Here is a 16707-nt window from a genome sequence, read left to right on the forward strand (position 1 = left end):
TCTAAAGACCTATTGATTAAATATTATATATACAAAAATACAACTCTTTGATTACAAAAGTATAAACTTTTTCTTATTTTTATCTCACAACAATTTCATAAAACAGCTATGAGAAGATTTTATGTCAAAAAAATGAGTGTTTTATTCATTTTTTCATTTTTTTTATTGTCCAATTTTTCACTTTTTGCACAACAAAACCGAAATAACTCAGAAAATTACGATTCTGTCAAAAAATGGAGATTCGGTGGAGGTTTCGGATTAGGCTTTGGCAACGGGTATACCGATGTGATGTTAGCGCCAAGTGCCTTGTACGAAGTGAACCCCTATTTGAATCTAGGTGTGGGTTTACAAGGAAGTTACATCAACAGCAAAAATCGCTCTTTTTACTATAGTAGTGTAAAAGAATACCAATCTTGGATTTATGGAGGAAGCTTGATTGCGCTCTCCAATCCCATCCCACAATTACAACTATCAATCGAATTGGAACAATTGCGTGTAAACAACACCTATACCTATAAGGAAGATTTACACAAGTTGGATGCCAACTTTTGGAATACCGCCTTATTCTTAGGTGCGGGTTACAGCAGTGGACCTGCCACAGTAGGAATCCGATACAATGTATTATATCGCGAGAAAGATATGGTATACGGAAGCGCTTTTATGCCCTTTATTCGCGTATACTTCTAATAAACACCTTAACCGATAAGGTACAAAAAAAGAGCCGATTAAACAAATCGGCTCTTTTTTTATACTTTTTATTGCTATTCTTTCGATAAACTGGTTCTGAAGTATACCTTTTGAAACTCGCGTTTCACAATTAGGTAAGTCAGCTGTTGAAAATAATTAAATACATCCCCTTCTTCTAGCGCTCTGATGTCCTTTTCTGCTACATCAATGCGATATAACAACATGGACAACTTTGCAGGAGCACGAGAAGCAATAGCCTCCAACACTTCTTGAATTTGTTGAACGAGCTCAAGAGGCGTTGAAACAGGAAACGCTAAATCCTCATCCACACTCATTCTAAAGTCACGTTCCACCTGCTGAACCAAAAGTTCAAATAAATTATCCTGCTCCTTTAATTGATTTTCGAGATAAGTGACTGCTACTTCCATCTATTTTTACATTTGTCTGTTCATTAATTCTTTACTGAAAACGCGAAGCAGTTCTTTTTTATCTTCTTCAATAGCCAAGATATCCAAAATCTTTAATGCCTCTTCAGTATATTGTTCAATCAACTTTGAGGATGCTTGTTGAGATCCTGTTTCAATAAATAGTTGTTTGACACGTGTAATTTTTTGCTCTTCATCAGCACAATCTACTGTCGCATAAAAATGAAGTAACTCTTCTTTTTGTGCAGGATTCGCTTGTTCTAACGCTTTTAAGTACAAGAAAGTCTTTTTATTTTCTAAGATATCTCCGCCAATTCGCTTACCAAACGTCGCTTCGTCTCCAAAGGCATCCAAGTGATCATCTAGTAATTGGAAGGCAATACCTAAATTCAAACCAAAGTTGTAAATCTGATCGCCGTTTTCTGCTGTTGTTTTAGCTACAATAGCTCCCATCTTCAGTGCTGCAGCAACTAAAACCGCAGTTTTGTACTCAATCATCTTGATGTATTGTTCAATCTGTACATCAGAACGTCCTTCAAAACAAATATCGTATTGCTGTCCTTCGCAAACTTGAATCGCTGTTTTACTAAACAACTTCGCCAAATCTCTGAAAATAACAGGCTCGTAGTGTTCAAAATATTGATAAGCTAAAATCAACATGGCATCTCCAGAAAGGATAGCCGTATTGATATCCCATTTTTCATGTACGGTTTGATGTCCTCTTCGCAAAGAAGCATCATCCATGATATCGTCATGCATCAAGGAAAAGTTGTGAAACAACTCAATCGCTGTTGCCGCATAAATAGCTTTTTTAGGATCTTCATTGAAAACATCCGCTGCCATCAACGTTAAAACCGGTCTAATTTGTTTTCCTCCTAACGAAAGAATATAAGAAATAGGCTCATAAAGTTCTATGGGTTGACCATCTAATTGAATTGAATTTAGATAATCTGCGATCTGTTCTTTGTATTTTGCTATTGACTGCATGTTCAAAAAAATTTTGGTAAAAATACGCGTTTTTTAAAGACTTTTCGTTTCTCTCCGCTATTCTCCCTTTTGACTGACGCAAATATCCTAAAAATAGATTAGTAATCCACTAGTTTTTCTTTAAAAACAACGTGCAATCTTCCTCTATTCGCTTTCTATCGACAAGTCTGTTCCTCCTTATACTCCCTCAATTTGAATGCCTATTGAACACCGGAAACTTTTGGATACGTTAAAGTTTTCATAATAGAAAAGGAAACTTTTAAACGATATAAGTTTCCTATCTATATTTGCCCGACTAAAAAGAGATACATGGAAACTTTAATACTAGAAAAAGCAACACATTTGTTTTTATCCCAAGGATTTAAAAGCATTACAATGGACGATATCGCAGCTGAATTGTCTATATCTAAAAAAACAATCTACCAACACTATGCTTCTAAGCCAGAATTGATCGAAAAATGCTTGGTTTATATCAATGATAAATTCTTAAAATCACTCGAACTAGTTATTGCACAAAATAGACCTGCTGTTGCAGAAATTATAGCGGCACATAATAATATGAATGAGGTATTTGCTGTAGAGACATCCGTTTGTTTGTACCAATTGAACAAGTATTATCCTAAGATTGCACAAAAGCAAAAGGTTATCCATAAGAAAAAATATGTAGGTATTATTGAACGCAACTTAGAAAAGGGAATCAAAGAAGGGGTATACCGCGCGAGCTTGGATGTAGAATTTACGGCACGTTTACACATTGCTTCTGTCGTATCCATTGATGATCAAGATTACTTTGAGCCGGAAGAATACACGCATATGCAATTACACGCTTTACATCTCGAACATCACATTCGAAGCATCAGCACAGAAAAAGGATTGAAACAATACTTGGAATTAAAAGAAAGCATCAAAAATGAATAAGACCTTCTTAACCGTATGTAGCCTATTACTCTCTTGCAGCCTCTGGGCTCAAGAGCCTCTGACTTTACCCGAAGCTTTACACTATGCCTTGGAGCACAAAGCAGAAGCTAGACAAGCCGCTTTGGATATCACCAACAGTGATTATCAAATTCAAGAGGTGAAAGCCAATGCGCTTCCGCATTTAAATATTGAAGCCAACATTGCCAATAACGTCAAGATTCAAGAGATGCCTTTAACGTTAGGTGGACAAACGCAAATGATTCCTTTCAATTTGAAGTGGAATTCCCAAGTTACGGCGACTGCCTCGCAGATTTTATTCAATCAGGCGGTATTTATGGGGTTAAAAGCGGCCCGTTCAGCGAAAGAGTTTTACATCATCAACAAAGAGCTAACCGATGAACAAATCATCGAAAAAGTAGCCTCGACTTACTATCAAGTATTTCAATCGAAAGCGATGTTAAAAACCCTGGATACCACGATAGGCAGTACAACGCGTATCAAAGATATCATTGAGGATTTACACCGCAACGGTTTAGCTACTCAAATTGATTTAGATCGTACTAAGGTAAGTTTAAGCAACTTAAAAGCAAACAGACAGCAAATCATTAATGCGATTGATTTACAAGAAAATGCTTTGAAGTTTTTCATGGGAATGGATTTACAAACTGCCATTCAATTACCTGAAAACACGTTTAGCATTGATGAAAGTGCCCTTCTAGCTGATAATAAAATTGATACGAGAACTGAAATACACTTGTTAGAGAAGCAAAAAGAATTGTTAGCCTATAAACTCAAATCCATCCAAGCGGATTATTATCCTTCTTTAGCGGCCTTTGGTACTTTTGGTTATCAAGGGATGGGAGATAAATTTCCGTGGGGAAATAAACCCAGTGATGGTGCGTTCTGGACGAGTGCTTCAGCGGTAGGGATATCATTAAAGTTACCTATTTTCAATGGTTTTGAAACCCGATCAAGAGTGAGACAAGCCAAAATTGACATCGAGAAAATTGACGTTCAATTAGACGATACCAAACAAGCCTTGGCTTTGGATTTTGCCAATGCGCAGAAATCAATTGAAAACGCCTTAATTACCATCAATCTTCAAAAGGAAAACGTGGACTTGGCGCATAGTATTTTAACGAATATGCAAAACAATTACAAGCATGGTTTAGCTTCCTTGACTGATTTATTGAATGCAGAAAATGCCTATACCGAAGCAGAGAACAATTACACTACTGCCCTACTAGACTTTAAACTCGCGGAAATTCAAATCATCAAATCACAAGGCGAATTAAAAACCTTACTCGACTAATTCTTTTACCAAATCTCAAACAACCATGAAAAAAATAATAACAGCTATAGTCCTAGTTGCCTTAATTGGAGGGACCATCTACATATTAAACCGAAACAAAACGAATAATGATGCTGAAACTGCCATTGTAGCGGAGCAAAATGCGACCATTACCGTACGTGTGGAAAAAGCAACAGTTCGCGTTGTGGATGCAACTTATAAAGCAAATGGAAACTTTGTTCCCTATCAAGAAGTAACTCTTTCAGCAGAAACCCCTGGTCGTGTTGTAAAACTACTCGTTGATGAAGGAGCACAAGTGCGCAAAGGACAAGTAGTTGCCTTAGTGAATAGCGATCAAATCAATGTACAGGTGCGCAATGCTGAAGCGGCCTATGCAACAGCCAAAGCTGATGCTGCACGTTTTGAAAGTGCGTATACAACAGGAGGAGTTACCAAGCAACAATTGGATCAAGTGAAACTGATGCTTCAAAATGCAGAAGCCAACTTGAAGTCTGCTCAAATTACGGCTGGCGATGCTCATATCAAAGCACCTATTGATGGAATTATCAATAAAAAACACGTAGAACAAGGTAGTTTTGTTGCTCCTGGAGCCCCTATTTTTGACCTCGTTAATGTCAATCAATTGAAATTGAGAGTAAATGTAGACGAAAGTCACGTAGCCAATCTAAAAGAAGGAGATATCATTGAAGTGAAAGCGAGTGTTTTCCCTAATGATCGTTTTGAAGGAAAAGTAACTTTCATTGCACCTAAAGCAGATGCTGCATTAAATTACCCCGTAGACTTATTACTGACGAATAATCAAGGCAATAAATTACGCGCAGGGATGTATGGTTCTGCTTATTTTGATGCAGATCAAAATCAAGACACCCCATTACTCCTTGTTCCTCGTAATGCATTTGTTGGAAGTGTGAGTTCTAATTTAATCTATCGTGTCATTGACAATAAAGCCGTGGCTACTACCGTAGTATCAGGTAGAAACCTAGGAGACTTTGTTGAGATTCTAGAGGGATTAAAAGAAGGAGAGATTGTTATTACATCTGGGCAGATCAACCTTACTGATCAAGCTCCTGTATCAATTATTAACTAACGGACTAAAGAAAAGGATTGACATATGAAAATAGCCGAAATATCCATCAAGCGTCCGAGCATCATTATTGTGCTCTTTATTGCACTTGTACTCGGAGGTATATTTAGTTATAAAAACTTGAGTTACGAATTGATTCCCAAATTTGAAGTAAACGTGATTACTGTAGCAACAGTATACCCAGGAGCTTCCCCTTCGGAAATCGAAAACACAGTAACCAAGAAAATTGAAGATGCTGTTGCCTCTTTAGAAAATGTAAAAAAGGTTGAAGCGCTTTCTTTTGAGAGCTTATCAACGGTAATGATATACTTGACTTCTGAAGCCAATGTGGATTTGTCATTGAATGATGCACAACGCAAAATTCAATGCGATTCTCAAAGATTTACCTAAAGATGTAGACCCACCTTCGTTACAGAAATATTCGTTGAGTGATTTACCGATTATGACATTGAGTGTAACGAGTAACTTAACGGAAAAGGAATTATTCGATTTATTGGACAAGAAAATTCAACCGATCTTCTCACGTGTTGCGGGAGTAGCAAAAGTTGAATTAGTAGGAGGAGAAGAAAGAGAGATTCAAGTACTCTTGGACCCAAAGAAAATCGAAGCTTACGGGTTGAGTGTACCAATGGTACAACAAGCGGTGTTGAGCTCTAACTTAGACTTCCCAACAGGAAGTGTAAAATCAGGAGATAAGCAAACCTTAATCCGTTTAGCAGGAAAGTACAAGAACATCGAAGAGATGCGTAATCTTGTGATTGCTTCTCAAGGTGGAATTGACATTCGATTAAGTGATATTGCCGATGTCCAAGATGGAATCAAAGAAGTAGAAAAAATTGCTCGTTTGAACCAGCAATCAACTATTTTGATGCAAGTCATCAAACAATCTGATGCCAATGCGGTAACCGTAAGTGAATTGACACAACAATCAATCGCTGAAGTTGAAAAGAACTATGCGGACATCCAATTGAATATTAAAACAGCTAATGACTCTTCTCAATTTACATTAGAAGCAGCCAATGCGGTAATGTTTGACTTATTCTTGGCTATTGTATTAGTAGCTTTTGTTATGCTATTTTTCTTACACAGCTTTAGAAATGCACTTATTGTAATGGTCGCTATTCCACTGTCCTTAGTTGCTACCTTTATTGGAATCTATCTCTTAGGCTATTCTTTGAACTTATTAAGTTTACTTGCTCTATCTCTAGTTGTAGGTATTTTAGTGGATGATGCCATTGTGGTGATTGAAAATATTCACCGTCACATGGAAATGGGTAAAAACAAAGTACGTGCTTCCTTTGATGGAGCAAAAGAAATTGGATTTACCGTTACTGCTATTACCTTAGTTATTGTGGTAGTATTCTTACCTATTGCGATGTCTTCTGGTTTAGTACCGAATATCATTAAGCAATTCTGTGTGACTGTAATTATTGCAACGATGTTATCGTTATTAGTATCCTTTACCATTGTGCCTTGGTTATTCTCTAGATATGGTAAAATTGAGGTCATTCAACCAACTTCTTTCTTTGGAAAGATTTTACATGGATTTGAAAAAGGGTTAACCTCTTTTACACACAGTATCTCTGGTTTATTAGTATGGTCATTAAACTCAACAAAGAACACCATCATTGTGTTAGTGATTGTAGCCTTTGCTTTCTTCGGATCGTTAGCCCTACCTTCTTTAGGTTATATTGGAGGAGAGTTTTTCCCTAAAACAGATAAAGGTGAATTCTTAGTACAGCTGGAATTAGACAAAGATGCTTCTGTGCAACAGACCAACCACATGACGCAAAAGGCAGAGGAATTCTTGCGTACCAAGCCAGAAGTCGTAGATATGATCACTACAGTGGGGCAATCTTCTGAGGGATATGGAGGAAGTCAAGCGACCAAATACAAATCGGAGATTCACGTTATCTTGACGGACAAAAAAGAACGCAGTGAGAGTTCATTCGTCTATGCGGCCAAGTTGAAAAAAGAATTAGCACCGCTGATGGTGGGGGTAAAAGTAAAGACTGTTCCCGTGGGGTTAATTGGTGCAGAAGAAGCTCCGTTAGCCTTAACTATAACAGGATCTAATTTGGATGATGCGATGGATTTTGCCATTCAAGCGAAAGCCTTATTAGATGCAATTCCAGGTACCATGGAAACGAAGTTGACCACAGAAACTGGAAGCCCTGAAATCAATGTACAAGTGGATCGCGATAAAATGGCAGCACTTGGTTTAGATATGTTTACCGTAGGGATGACAATGCAAACAGCATTTAACGGAAATACCGATGGAAAATATAGAGCAGGTGAATATGAATACGACATCAACATCCGCTTTCAAGAATATGCCAGAACAACGATTGATGATGTAAAAACCATCAACTTTAAAAACAATCAAGGCCAAGATGTGAAATTAGAACAATTCGCTACAGTAAGCTATAGTTCAGGACCTTCTATCTTAGAGCGCAGAGATAAGAGTCCGTCAGTAACCATTAAATCACAAACCATTGGACGTTCACCTGGTGATATTGCCAATGAATGGTTACCTCAATTTGATCAGTTGACCTTAAAACCTGGCGTAAAATACCAATGGACAGGAACGATGGAAGATCAAGAAGAAGGATTTGGTACCTTGGGAATTGCTTTATTAGCGGCTATTATCTTGGTTTACCTCGTAATGGTAGCCTTGTATGACAGTTTCTCAAAACCGTTTATCGTTATTTTCTCCGTGCCATTATCGTTTATTGGCGCTTTATTAGCCCTAGCTATTGCCAATATTTCATTGAACATTTTCACCATTTTGGGGATTATCATGTTGATTGGATTGGTGTGTAAGAATGCCATCTTATTGGTTGACTTTGCCAACCATAGAGTGGAAGCTGGTGACAGTGTACACGATGCTTTAATCGCAGCCAATCACGCGCGTTTACGTCCGATTTTAATGACGACGATTGCCATGGTTATCGGAATGGTACCTATTGCTTTAGCCAACGGAGCAGGTGCAGAAATGAACAATGGATTAGCCGTGGTTATTATTGGAGGACTATTGTCATCCTTGCTGCTTACTTTGGTTATTGTACCCATCATCTACTCCATTTTTGACAAAATAGGCAAGCGATTCGGAAACAAAGAAAAAGTAGATTATCAAGCCGCTATGGAGGCAGATTATGAACCTAACCACAACTTTGTAGATCATCACTAGGAGAATATCCTCGTTGACCTAAATAAAACTAAACAGCAATAGAGTAGAAAAATGTTTTTTCTACTCTATTTTTTTTTCTTAACCTAAAACAACTTTTTTATCCGTTGGACTTCTTATTTTTATCCCTTTAACTATGTCATCGTATTGTGAAGAATAATTATATACAATCCTACTCTATTTCCGATATCCTAAATCGATATGAACGTTTTATTGTGGATAAGCGATTAGCTGTGGTAGAGATTGGCCCCAAGCACAGTCAGTATTTTGTTATTGGTAAACCGTATAAATTCGCTTCTTTTGGTTTGATCCTAATCACCTCTGGAGAATGCGAAATTACCATCAATTTAGAACCAACTAAGGTAAAGAAGAACGATATTCTTGTTGTTTTACCCCAACAGTTCTTTGAGATTATCCAATACACGAAAGATTTTAGTGTTCAAGCCTTTTTCGCCAGTGGTGAATTGTTCTTAGATGCCGGATTTCACTTAAAATCCAATAATCTCATTCAATTCTTCTCTTCTCAATACCCTAAAGTCTTACCCTTAAACAGCTATATAATTAAGGAGATCAAGTACCACTTGAAACGATTGAATAAACTCGTTTTTGCTAAGGACAATATGTTTACCCATCAATTGATCTTGCATCACTTTTCTATCTTGATGTATGAACTGGGGCATTTTTACAACAAAAGAGTACTAGCCAAAACAGAGAAAAAGACGCTTCGCAAGGAAGAATTAACCAAAAACTTTCTCTTGCTTGTTTCTTCTCATTTCAAAAAAGAAAGAAGTGTGCAGTTTTATGCCGATCACATGTTCATTAGTCGCAAGCACCTTACTAAGATCATTGCGGATGTATTTGGCAAGGCGCCTAAAGATATTATCGTGGAGACTATCATCCTCGAAGCGAAGATTTTGTTGAAAGATCCGAACAATTCGATCACCCAAGTAGCCACGGAACTGAACTTTCAAGATGTTGCACTTTTCAGTAAGTTTTTCAAAAACAGTACGGGTGTCTCCCCTCGAGAATTTAAGTTAATAAATTAACATTTGATTAAATTTATGCGTCTTTTTGACAACTTGTTCCGTTTATTTAACTACTAATATTTAGCTAAAAATAGCGAGATTTGAGTTCTTTATTAGGGAAACACAGCCTAAAGTGTAATGAATTATTATTTGCACATAAGACGCAAAATAAACAACAATGTTGAAGAATAAACAACAATATGCTCAAATAACAGCCATTGGTGGATATCTACCGACAACGAAACGGACCAATGCTGATTTAGAACGTTTGTCAGACACATCTGATGAATGGATCATGAAAAGAACAGGAATCAAAGAGCGCAGAATTTTAGAAGATGGTCTAGCGACATCTGATATGGCTGTAGAAGCTATCAAAGAGCTTTGTTCTACTTATCAAAAAAACGCAACAGACATTGATGCCATCCTTATTGCGACTTCCTCTCCCGATATGCCTATGCCATCAACGGCTAATATCGTTTGCGATAAATTAAACCTCCACAACGTATGGGCTTTCGACATGAATGCAGCTTGTTCTGGTTTCTTATATGCTCTTGATATGGGTGCCGCTTTAATTGAGACAGGACGCTACAAAAATGTAGTTGTTGTAGGAGCTGATAAAATCAGTGCTTATGTAGATAGCAAAGACCGTTCAACCAATATTTTATTTGGAGATGGTGCAGGTGCCGTTTGGTTAGAGCCTTCTGCAGAGACGGGTATTTTAGATGCATTACTCTTAAGTGATGGGAAGGGAATCGAATTCCTCAACATCAAAGGAGGAGGTTCTTTATATCCTTATGATGCGGAAGATTGGAATGACGAACACCGCTATTTAAAACAAGATGGTAAAGTCGTATTCAAAAATGCTGTAACAGCGATGAGTGCTGCTTGTCAAACGCTATTAACGAAGAATGACTTAACCGTTGATGATGTCAACTGGCTAGTGGCTCATCAGGCAAATAAGCGCATCATTGATGCTGTAGGAAAAGAATTGGGGATTGAAGAACACAAAGCCTTAAATAACATTACCTATTCAGGCAATACAATTGCAGCTACCATTCCCCTTTGCATGTGGGAATTTAAAGATCAAATTAAAAAAGGTGATTTGCTATTACTCACTGCTTTTGGAGCAGGTTTTTCTTGGGGAGCAAGCTTATTACAATGGAACATATAAAAAAAGAGGTCTCACATAGAGACCTCTTTTTGATTATAGATTATTTAAACGATCAGGTTCAGGTATAGACCACAGGTCTATCAAGCAAATTCATCTGGAAAATCAACACCTTTTTCTTGAAGATATTGAAGAAGCTGACCGTGCTTTGTCTGTAAATCCGAAGTACAATCACATGCAATAGGGCAAATTTGAAACGGAGAGATTTCTAAAATTATAGCAATCTCATTTAATACATCATTCTTCAATTTCGTCTTTCCGCTTTCAATATCAGAGTACGCTTTTTGTGAAATATTAAGCTTCATCGCTACATATTCCTGAGAAAAGCCTAATTCTTTACGCCTTGAACGCATCTTTTCTGATTGAATCTTACATTTTTGGGCTGGTGTTTGCATAATAAACCTTATAGTTTAATAAATTATCTCACACAAAGGTAACACTTTATTATATTTTAGTTCCTTTTTATTAAACTTTATCGTACCTTTGATTAACATAAACAACAAAATCAATGTCAAGCTTAAAATGAATATAATGAAAATTGATGTTCAAAAATTCATATATGCTTAACGAAAAAACTGCTTTCCCCAAAAGCAGTTTTTTTTATGTCCACTTTCGTTCTGTTCACTGTTCACAATCGAACACTCACTTAAAATAGCAATATTGCAAGATACTAATTTTCAACGAATTAAAAAAACATTAATTTCTTGGCACGCCTTTGGTTTTCTATTTAGTAAATAAAACTAATCATGAAAACTAAACTAATCATCCTCATCTGTTTCACTGCATCACTTGTAAGCTTTGCACAAACTAAACTTTCTGGTTCTGTTGTTGATGCCACACAACAACCCATTGACTTTGCAGAAATCTTACTATTATCTCCAGAGGAAAAGCTAATCCAACATACCTATACAGATGAAGCGGGTAAATTCTCCTTTGAATCTATCGCATCTGATTCTTACAAGATACGCGTAAATAATTTAGGCACCAAACAATATGAAACGGCACTAACCATTTCTCAAGATAGCACCCTTGCCCCTTTTGTTATTCAAAATGATAAAATGCTAGATGAAATTGTCGTTGCTGCTCAAGCAAAGGTATTTGAACGCAAAGTAGACCGTACAGTTTTCAATATCGAACAATCGGTACACGCCAATAACAGCAATGCCAAAGACTTATTAAAACTTACTCCAGGACTGAAAGTCGATAAGGATCAAATTTCCCTTATCGGAAAGAACAGCATGCAAGTAATGATCAATGATAAAATGCTGCCCTTAACAGGAGAAGAATTAATCAACTACCTGAATACCATTCCATCGGAGAATATTCAAAAAATTGAGATTATTAGCACACCTCCTGCGAAATATGAAGCGAGTGGAAACAGCGGATTAATCAATATTGTTTTAAAACAAGCGAAACACAATGCGTGGAACAACCAAATCAGTACCGGTTTTGAGGCTGCCGATAAAGCAACCTGGAAGATTAGTGATGTATTCAACTACAGCAAAAATAAAGTATCTATTGCCGCGGCTTTCAATGCAAGCACAGGATACAACCAAGAAATTGGAAAAATGGATTTGCATTACCCTACTGAAACCTGGAATACCGTGTACCGCGAGACGAAGAAAAATAAAGATATTTCGGGTAGTTTTCAATTGGATTATCAAGCGACACCACGCACTGGATTTGGCGTTCAGTACCGAGGCAGTAAAAACACACAAGAAACAACAGATAAAAACCAAGTAGGTGTTTATAACCTTGTTGATAACTTGCTTAAAAACATTGATACAAAGGGAAAATCTGCTCCAGATTTCAACAATCACGCAATCAATTTAAATTTAGCTCATAAATTTGATACTGTGGGAACTAAACTTAATATAGACATGGATTACTTCAACTATATTACCAACAAATCACGAGTTTTCAACACAATTACAAGCGATGTTAATAACGTTGTTAACAAAAAACAACAAGCGCAAACAACAGGCGATCAAAAAATCGACAATTACAGTGCTAAAATCGATATTGAACAACCGTTGTCTTTTGTTAATTTATCGTATGGAGCAAAAGTGAGTTTTGTCAAAACAGTCAACAATGCAAACTCGTTCAATTTCAACAACCAAACCTTAGTGAATGAGATTTTACAAGCCGACCATTTCATTTACAAAGAAAACATTCAAGCCGCTTACATCAGTGCAACAAAAACCATTTCTAAAAAATGGGAAGCACAACTCGGTTTACGTGTGGAAAGCACACAAACGATAGGAGAATCTGTGGCGACAAAAAGTATTGAAAAAACAAATTACACTGAGCTTTTCCCGACGCTGTATGTGAGTTATAAAATGAATGACGAGAACAACTTCACTTTAAGCGCAAATCGCCGCATTAACAGACCGAGCTTTTGGCAACTGAATCCATTCAGATGGTATATCAATGAATACAACTATGTGACAGGAGATCCGACCTTAAAACCAACGTATGTCAATGCAGTGAATGTAGGCTATACCTTTAAAAATAAATTGTTCATCAATGCATCCTATTCGAAAATAACCAATTTAGCTTCGCAATATTCTAACATTGATTCAGCAACAAACATTCAAATACTTAAACAAGGAAATATTTTTGATGCAGCTAGCACAAACCTAAGCATCACGCATACTTTCGACACTTGGCACTGGTTGAATTCACAAAACACCGTATCGGCATTTTACAATTCATCAAAATTAATTCAAGACGTCAATGTAGAAACGAATAACGGAATGGGGTATTATTTCAATTCCAATAACACGATTCAGTTGAACGCGGACAAAACCTTCCAAGTCCAAGTTGATTTCTGGTATCAATCGAAATTAAACAATGGAAACTGGAAATTAAAACCGATGTATGGATTGAACTTAGGATTAAAATATGCGATGTTAGACAAAAAACTGAATGTTTCTGCTTACATGAATGATATATTAAGAACCTCAAATCTACGCGCACAAGCAACATCTGATGGGGTAAAACAACAATACAACATGTATAACGATAATCGCTATTTCACTTTTGGTTTGAGCTATAATTTTGGCAACGCTAAAATCAAAGTAAAAGAACGTCAAGGAAGCAACAAAGATATTATCAACAGAAAATAAAACAATTGTTTATAACCTAGTTAATAACTTATAGAATTCGTTGATTTTCAAGCCACAATTAATTCTAAAAAATAAAAGTTATAAACAATTATAAAATAATAGTAACAAATGAGTTAAATGAGCTACCTATAGGCATCATTCAAGTTATAAACAGAAATAAGACCACTTGTTAACAACCTTATCAACATTGTTAATAAGTATACACCAACCTTATCACTATGAAAAAGAACATTACCCTATTTATTGCTTTTTTTTGTGGACTTACCCTTATGCATGCGCAACACATCATAAAGGGTAGAGTCCTCAACAAAGACAAACAACCGATTGATTTTGCAGAGTTGCACCTATTGAAAGAAAACAGCGATCAATTAATACAACAAGGATTTACTACAGAGACGGGAGAATTCGCCTTAAAGAACCTACCCACCGAACAATACAAATTGAACATTCAGTATTTAGGAGAATTACTCTACACCCAAACGATCAAGTTGGATCAAACCATTGACTTAGGTGATATTATTGCTGAGTCTTCCACTCAATTGGGCGAGATTGTTGTACAAGCAGAGAAAAAACTGGTAGAGCGCAAAGCCGATCGCTTGGTATTTAATACCGCGCATAGTGTTGCCTCACAAGGAATGGATGCGATAGAAGCCTTGACCAATACCCCTTTAGTAAAAGTACAGAATGACAAAATCAGCATTGTTGGAAAAAGTAGTGTAACCATTATGATCAACGATAAAATTGTACAACTACAAGGCGATGCTTTAACCAATTACCTAAAGACATTGCGCTCAGACGATATTGAAAAAATTGAAGTAATTACCAATCCACCTGCCAAATATGAAGCGAGTGGTAATAGTGGACTCATCAATATTGTTTTAAAGAAGAACAAAACACTTGGAATGTATGGATCAGTTAGTACTTCATACTCGTATAACAAGTACAATTGGTATTCGATGAATGGTAGTTTGAATTACCAAAACAAAAAGTGGAACGTGATGTTAAAAGCCAATGGAGGCGATGGAAAATACGGAAATGAGAATACCTATACGTTTCAAAATGACACGCGTATCTTGGATTCTTATGCCAATCCAACAGGTAGTTATACGTCAGGAGGAATAAACTTAACGACCAACTATCAACTATCCGATAAGGATGTAATTGGAGCAACGTATGATTTATCCAAATACAAAAACGACAATACCAACCCCCATACAGCAAAATATATTGCCTTGCCAGAAAACAAAACAGATTCGATTATCAAATCCCTATCCAAGGCAACAAACAACAATATCTACCATACAGCTAATTTATTTTACGATCGAAACTTAGATACGCTAGGCAGTAAATTATCCTTAGGGGTGAATTATTTCTCTAATATTCCGGAAGGGTCAACAGATATGAGAGATTATAACGCACAGAGTAATATTAGAAATGCAACTTACTACACCAATGATTTAAAATATCAAGTATGGAGTGGAACGGCGGATGTATCATATAAATTACCTTGGGCGGATGTAGAATTTGGAGGAAAATACTCGAATTACGACAACAAATCGAAAGTATTCTACTACAACCGCATGAATGAGGATTTAATTTATGACGATACGCGTAGTAACCGATTCAATTACAAAGAAGACAACTTTGCTGGATATGTAAGTTTACACAAAAAATTAACGGAACAATGGAGCGTTAAAGCAGGTATGCGATTTGAGCAAACGGAAGTAACGGGTCATTTACTCGAAACGGATGAAACATTTAAAAAATCCTATGGCAAATGGTTCCCAACAGCTTATGTGTCTTATGACCCTAGTGAAAAACACTCATTTAACCTAAATTACTCGAAGCGAATTAATCGTCCTTATTCAGGCATATTAAATCCGTTCCGTTACTATGCCAATAGTTACTCCTACAACAGTGGAAATCCAGAATTAGATCCTTCATTTACGGATAATTTTGAATTAAACTACTTGTTTAATGGTTCCTTGTCTGTTGGATTAAACTACTACCACATTACAAACTCATTCGACCAATATTCAACATTAATCGACGATGTTTTTATAAGTACGTATTACAATATGCTCAATAGCGATAACTATGGATTAAGTGTATCCTATAGCAATAAAATAACAGGATGGTGGCAAACGAGTACAGGAGCAGATGCGAATTATTCGAATTCCTATTACCGAAATCAAATAGCGAATCAAGTTCCACAAAATGGAGTGTATTTTAGTTATTATTCACAAAATACCTTTACCGTTAATACAGCGAAAACACTGAACCTATTTTTGAATTGGTATCACCAAGTACCACATAAAGAAGACAACTCTAAATATGGTTCATACCAAGCGTTGACTACAGGAATCAAAGCTAGTTTACTAAACAAGAAACTCAACGTCAATGTTACGTTATACGATATCTTCAATACAGGAAAATCGAATGGAACGAGTTACTTCAACGACAACATACAAAAATTCAGCAATTCATGGAATAGCCGAAGATTATCAATTGGAGCGACATATACCTTTGGCGATAGTTCAAACAAGAAAAGTATCAAAGAAGCAAACTTTGAAGATAAAAGCAGAAGTAGTAAATAACGAAAAAATAAAGTGTGATTTACAGCAACTTACACCCTTAGTAAAATTTAACAAAAAAACATTTTCAAAGGCTGTAACAAAACAATCGAAAGTGCTACCAATAGTGCACAAACAAGCGATACTACTGGAGTTCGCGAAAAAAAGTAAATTTTAATTCTCAGGAAAGTCTGTTTCACTTTTTTCTCTTCT

Annotated in this window: 11 protein-coding genes and 1 pseudogene; 9 read left to right on the top strand and 3 right to left on the bottom strand. The window is 36.4% G+C overall.

Annotation, left to right across the window (positions count from 1 at the left end):
- Positions 1-108: 108 nt before the first annotated feature.
- The gene (locus tag M2306_RS12265) at positions 109-687 is read left to right on the top strand and encodes a hypothetical protein (RefSeq protein WP_002989773.1); all 579 of its coding nucleotides are present in this window, start codon (positions 109-111) and stop codon (positions 685-687) included.
- Positions 688-761: 74 nt separating this feature from the next.
- Here M2306_RS12265 and M2306_RS12270 read toward each other — a convergent pair whose 3' ends face one another.
- Both M2306_RS12270 and M2306_RS12275 read right to left on the bottom strand, forming a co-directional pair.
- Complete coding sequence (locus tag M2306_RS12270) at positions 762-1115, bottom strand: hypothetical protein (protein WP_002989769.1); 354 nt, start codon at positions 1113-1115, stop codon at positions 762-764.
- 6 nt (positions 1116-1121) lie between these two features.
- Complete coding sequence (locus tag M2306_RS12275; protein WP_259187727.1) at positions 1122-2099, bottom strand: polyprenyl synthetase family protein; 978 nt, start codon at positions 2097-2099, stop codon at positions 1122-1124.
- Positions 2100-2408: 309 nt separating this feature from the next.
- Between M2306_RS12275 and M2306_RS12280 the strand changes: the two genes are divergently transcribed.
- The 6 genes and pseudogenes from M2306_RS12280 (at position 2409) to M2306_RS12305 (ending at position 10796) form a co-directional block, all read left to right on the top strand.
- Positions 2409-3017 carry a TetR/AcrR family transcriptional regulator gene (locus M2306_RS12280; RefSeq protein ID WP_115092413.1) on the top strand — a complete coding sequence of 203 codons (609 nt, stop codon included), beginning with the start codon at positions 2409-2411 and terminating at the stop codon, positions 3015-3017.
- Entirely contained in the window at positions 3010-4329 is a 1320-nt protein-coding gene (locus M2306_RS12285; RefSeq protein WP_259187726.1) for a TolC family protein, read from the top strand. Before M2306_RS12280 ends, M2306_RS12285 begins: the two co-directional genes overlap by 8 nt.
- 25 nt (positions 4330-4354) lie before the next feature.
- Positions 4355-5416, top strand: coding sequence for an efflux RND transporter periplasmic adaptor subunit (locus M2306_RS12290; RefSeq protein ID WP_115092411.1), 1062 nt, complete (start codon positions 4355-4357; stop codon positions 5414-5416).
- 24 nt (positions 5417-5440) lie between these two features.
- A pseudogene (locus M2306_RS12295) lies at positions 5441-8603 on the top strand (efflux RND transporter permease subunit).
- Between the two features lie 146 nt (positions 8604-8749).
- Positions 8750-9646, top strand: a complete 897-nt coding sequence (locus M2306_RS12300; RefSeq protein ID WP_115092409.1) for a helix-turn-helix domain-containing protein — start codon at positions 8750-8752, stop codon at positions 9644-9646.
- A 157-nt stretch (positions 9647-9803) separates the two neighbouring features.
- A complete protein-coding gene (locus tag M2306_RS12305) occupies positions 9804-10796 on the top strand; it encodes a beta-ketoacyl-ACP synthase III (protein WP_259187724.1) in 993 nt (330 codons plus the stop codon).
- 80 nt (positions 10797-10876) lie between these two features.
- On the opposite strand, the gene M2306_RS12310 is transcribed toward M2306_RS12305, so the two are convergent.
- The gene (locus M2306_RS12310) at positions 10877-11188 is read right to left on the bottom strand and encodes a helix-turn-helix domain-containing protein (protein ID WP_115092407.1); all 312 of its coding nucleotides are present in this window, start codon (positions 11186-11188) and stop codon (positions 10877-10879) included.
- Positions 11189-11539: 351 nt separating this feature from the next.
- On the opposite strand from M2306_RS12310, the gene M2306_RS12315 reads away from it, so the two are divergent.
- A complete protein-coding gene (locus M2306_RS12315; RefSeq protein WP_259187723.1) occupies positions 11540-13921 on the top strand; it encodes an outer membrane beta-barrel family protein in 2382 nt (793 codons plus the stop codon).
- A 218-nt stretch (positions 13922-14139) separates the two neighbouring features.
- Positions 14140-16518 (top strand): outer membrane beta-barrel family protein, encoded by a 2379-nt coding sequence (locus M2306_RS12320; protein ID WP_259187722.1) that lies wholly within the window; start codon positions 14140-14142, stop codon positions 16516-16518.
- Positions 16519-16707: the final 189 nt, after the last annotated feature.

Origin of the sequence: Myroides gitamensis, from assembly GCF_029894455.1 — a bacterium.
Classification (GTDB): domain Bacteria; phylum Bacteroidota; class Bacteroidia; order Flavobacteriales; family Flavobacteriaceae; genus Flavobacterium; species Flavobacterium odoratum.

Bases quoted from the DNA above. Each gene is read 5' to 3' on its own strand.
- M2306_RS12265 (WP_002989773.1), top strand. From the start codon at position 109: ATGAGAAGATTTTATGTCAAAAAAATGAGTGTTTTATTCATTTTTTCA.
- M2306_RS12270 (WP_002989769.1), bottom strand. From the start codon at position 1,115: ATGGAAGTAGCAGTCACTTATCTCGAAAATCAATTAAAGGAGCAGGAT.
- M2306_RS12275 (WP_259187727.1), bottom strand. From the start codon at position 2,099: ATGCAGTCAATAGCAAAATACAAAGAACAGATCGCAGATTATCTAAAT.
- M2306_RS12280 (WP_115092413.1), top strand. From the start codon at position 2,409: ATGGAAACTTTAATACTAGAAAAAGCAACACATTTGTTTTTATCCCAA.
- M2306_RS12285 (WP_259187726.1), top strand. From the start codon at position 3,010: ATGAATAAGACCTTCTTAACCGTATGTAGCCTATTACTCTCTTGCAGC.
- M2306_RS12290 (WP_115092411.1), top strand. From the start codon at position 4,355: ATGAAAAAAATAATAACAGCTATAGTCCTAGTTGCCTTAATTGGAGGG.
- M2306_RS12305 (WP_259187724.1), top strand. From the start codon at position 9,804: ATGTTGAAGAATAAACAACAATATGCTCAAATAACAGCCATTGGTGGA.
- M2306_RS12310 (WP_115092407.1), bottom strand. From the start codon at position 11,188: ATGCAAACACCAGCCCAAAAATGTAAGATTCAATCAGAAAAGATGCGT.
- M2306_RS12315 (WP_259187723.1), top strand. From the start codon at position 11,540: ATGAAAACTAAACTAATCATCCTCATCTGTTTCACTGCATCACTTGTA.
- M2306_RS12320 (WP_259187722.1), top strand. From the start codon at position 14,140: ATGAAAAAGAACATTACCCTATTTATTGCTTTTTTTTGTGGACTTACC.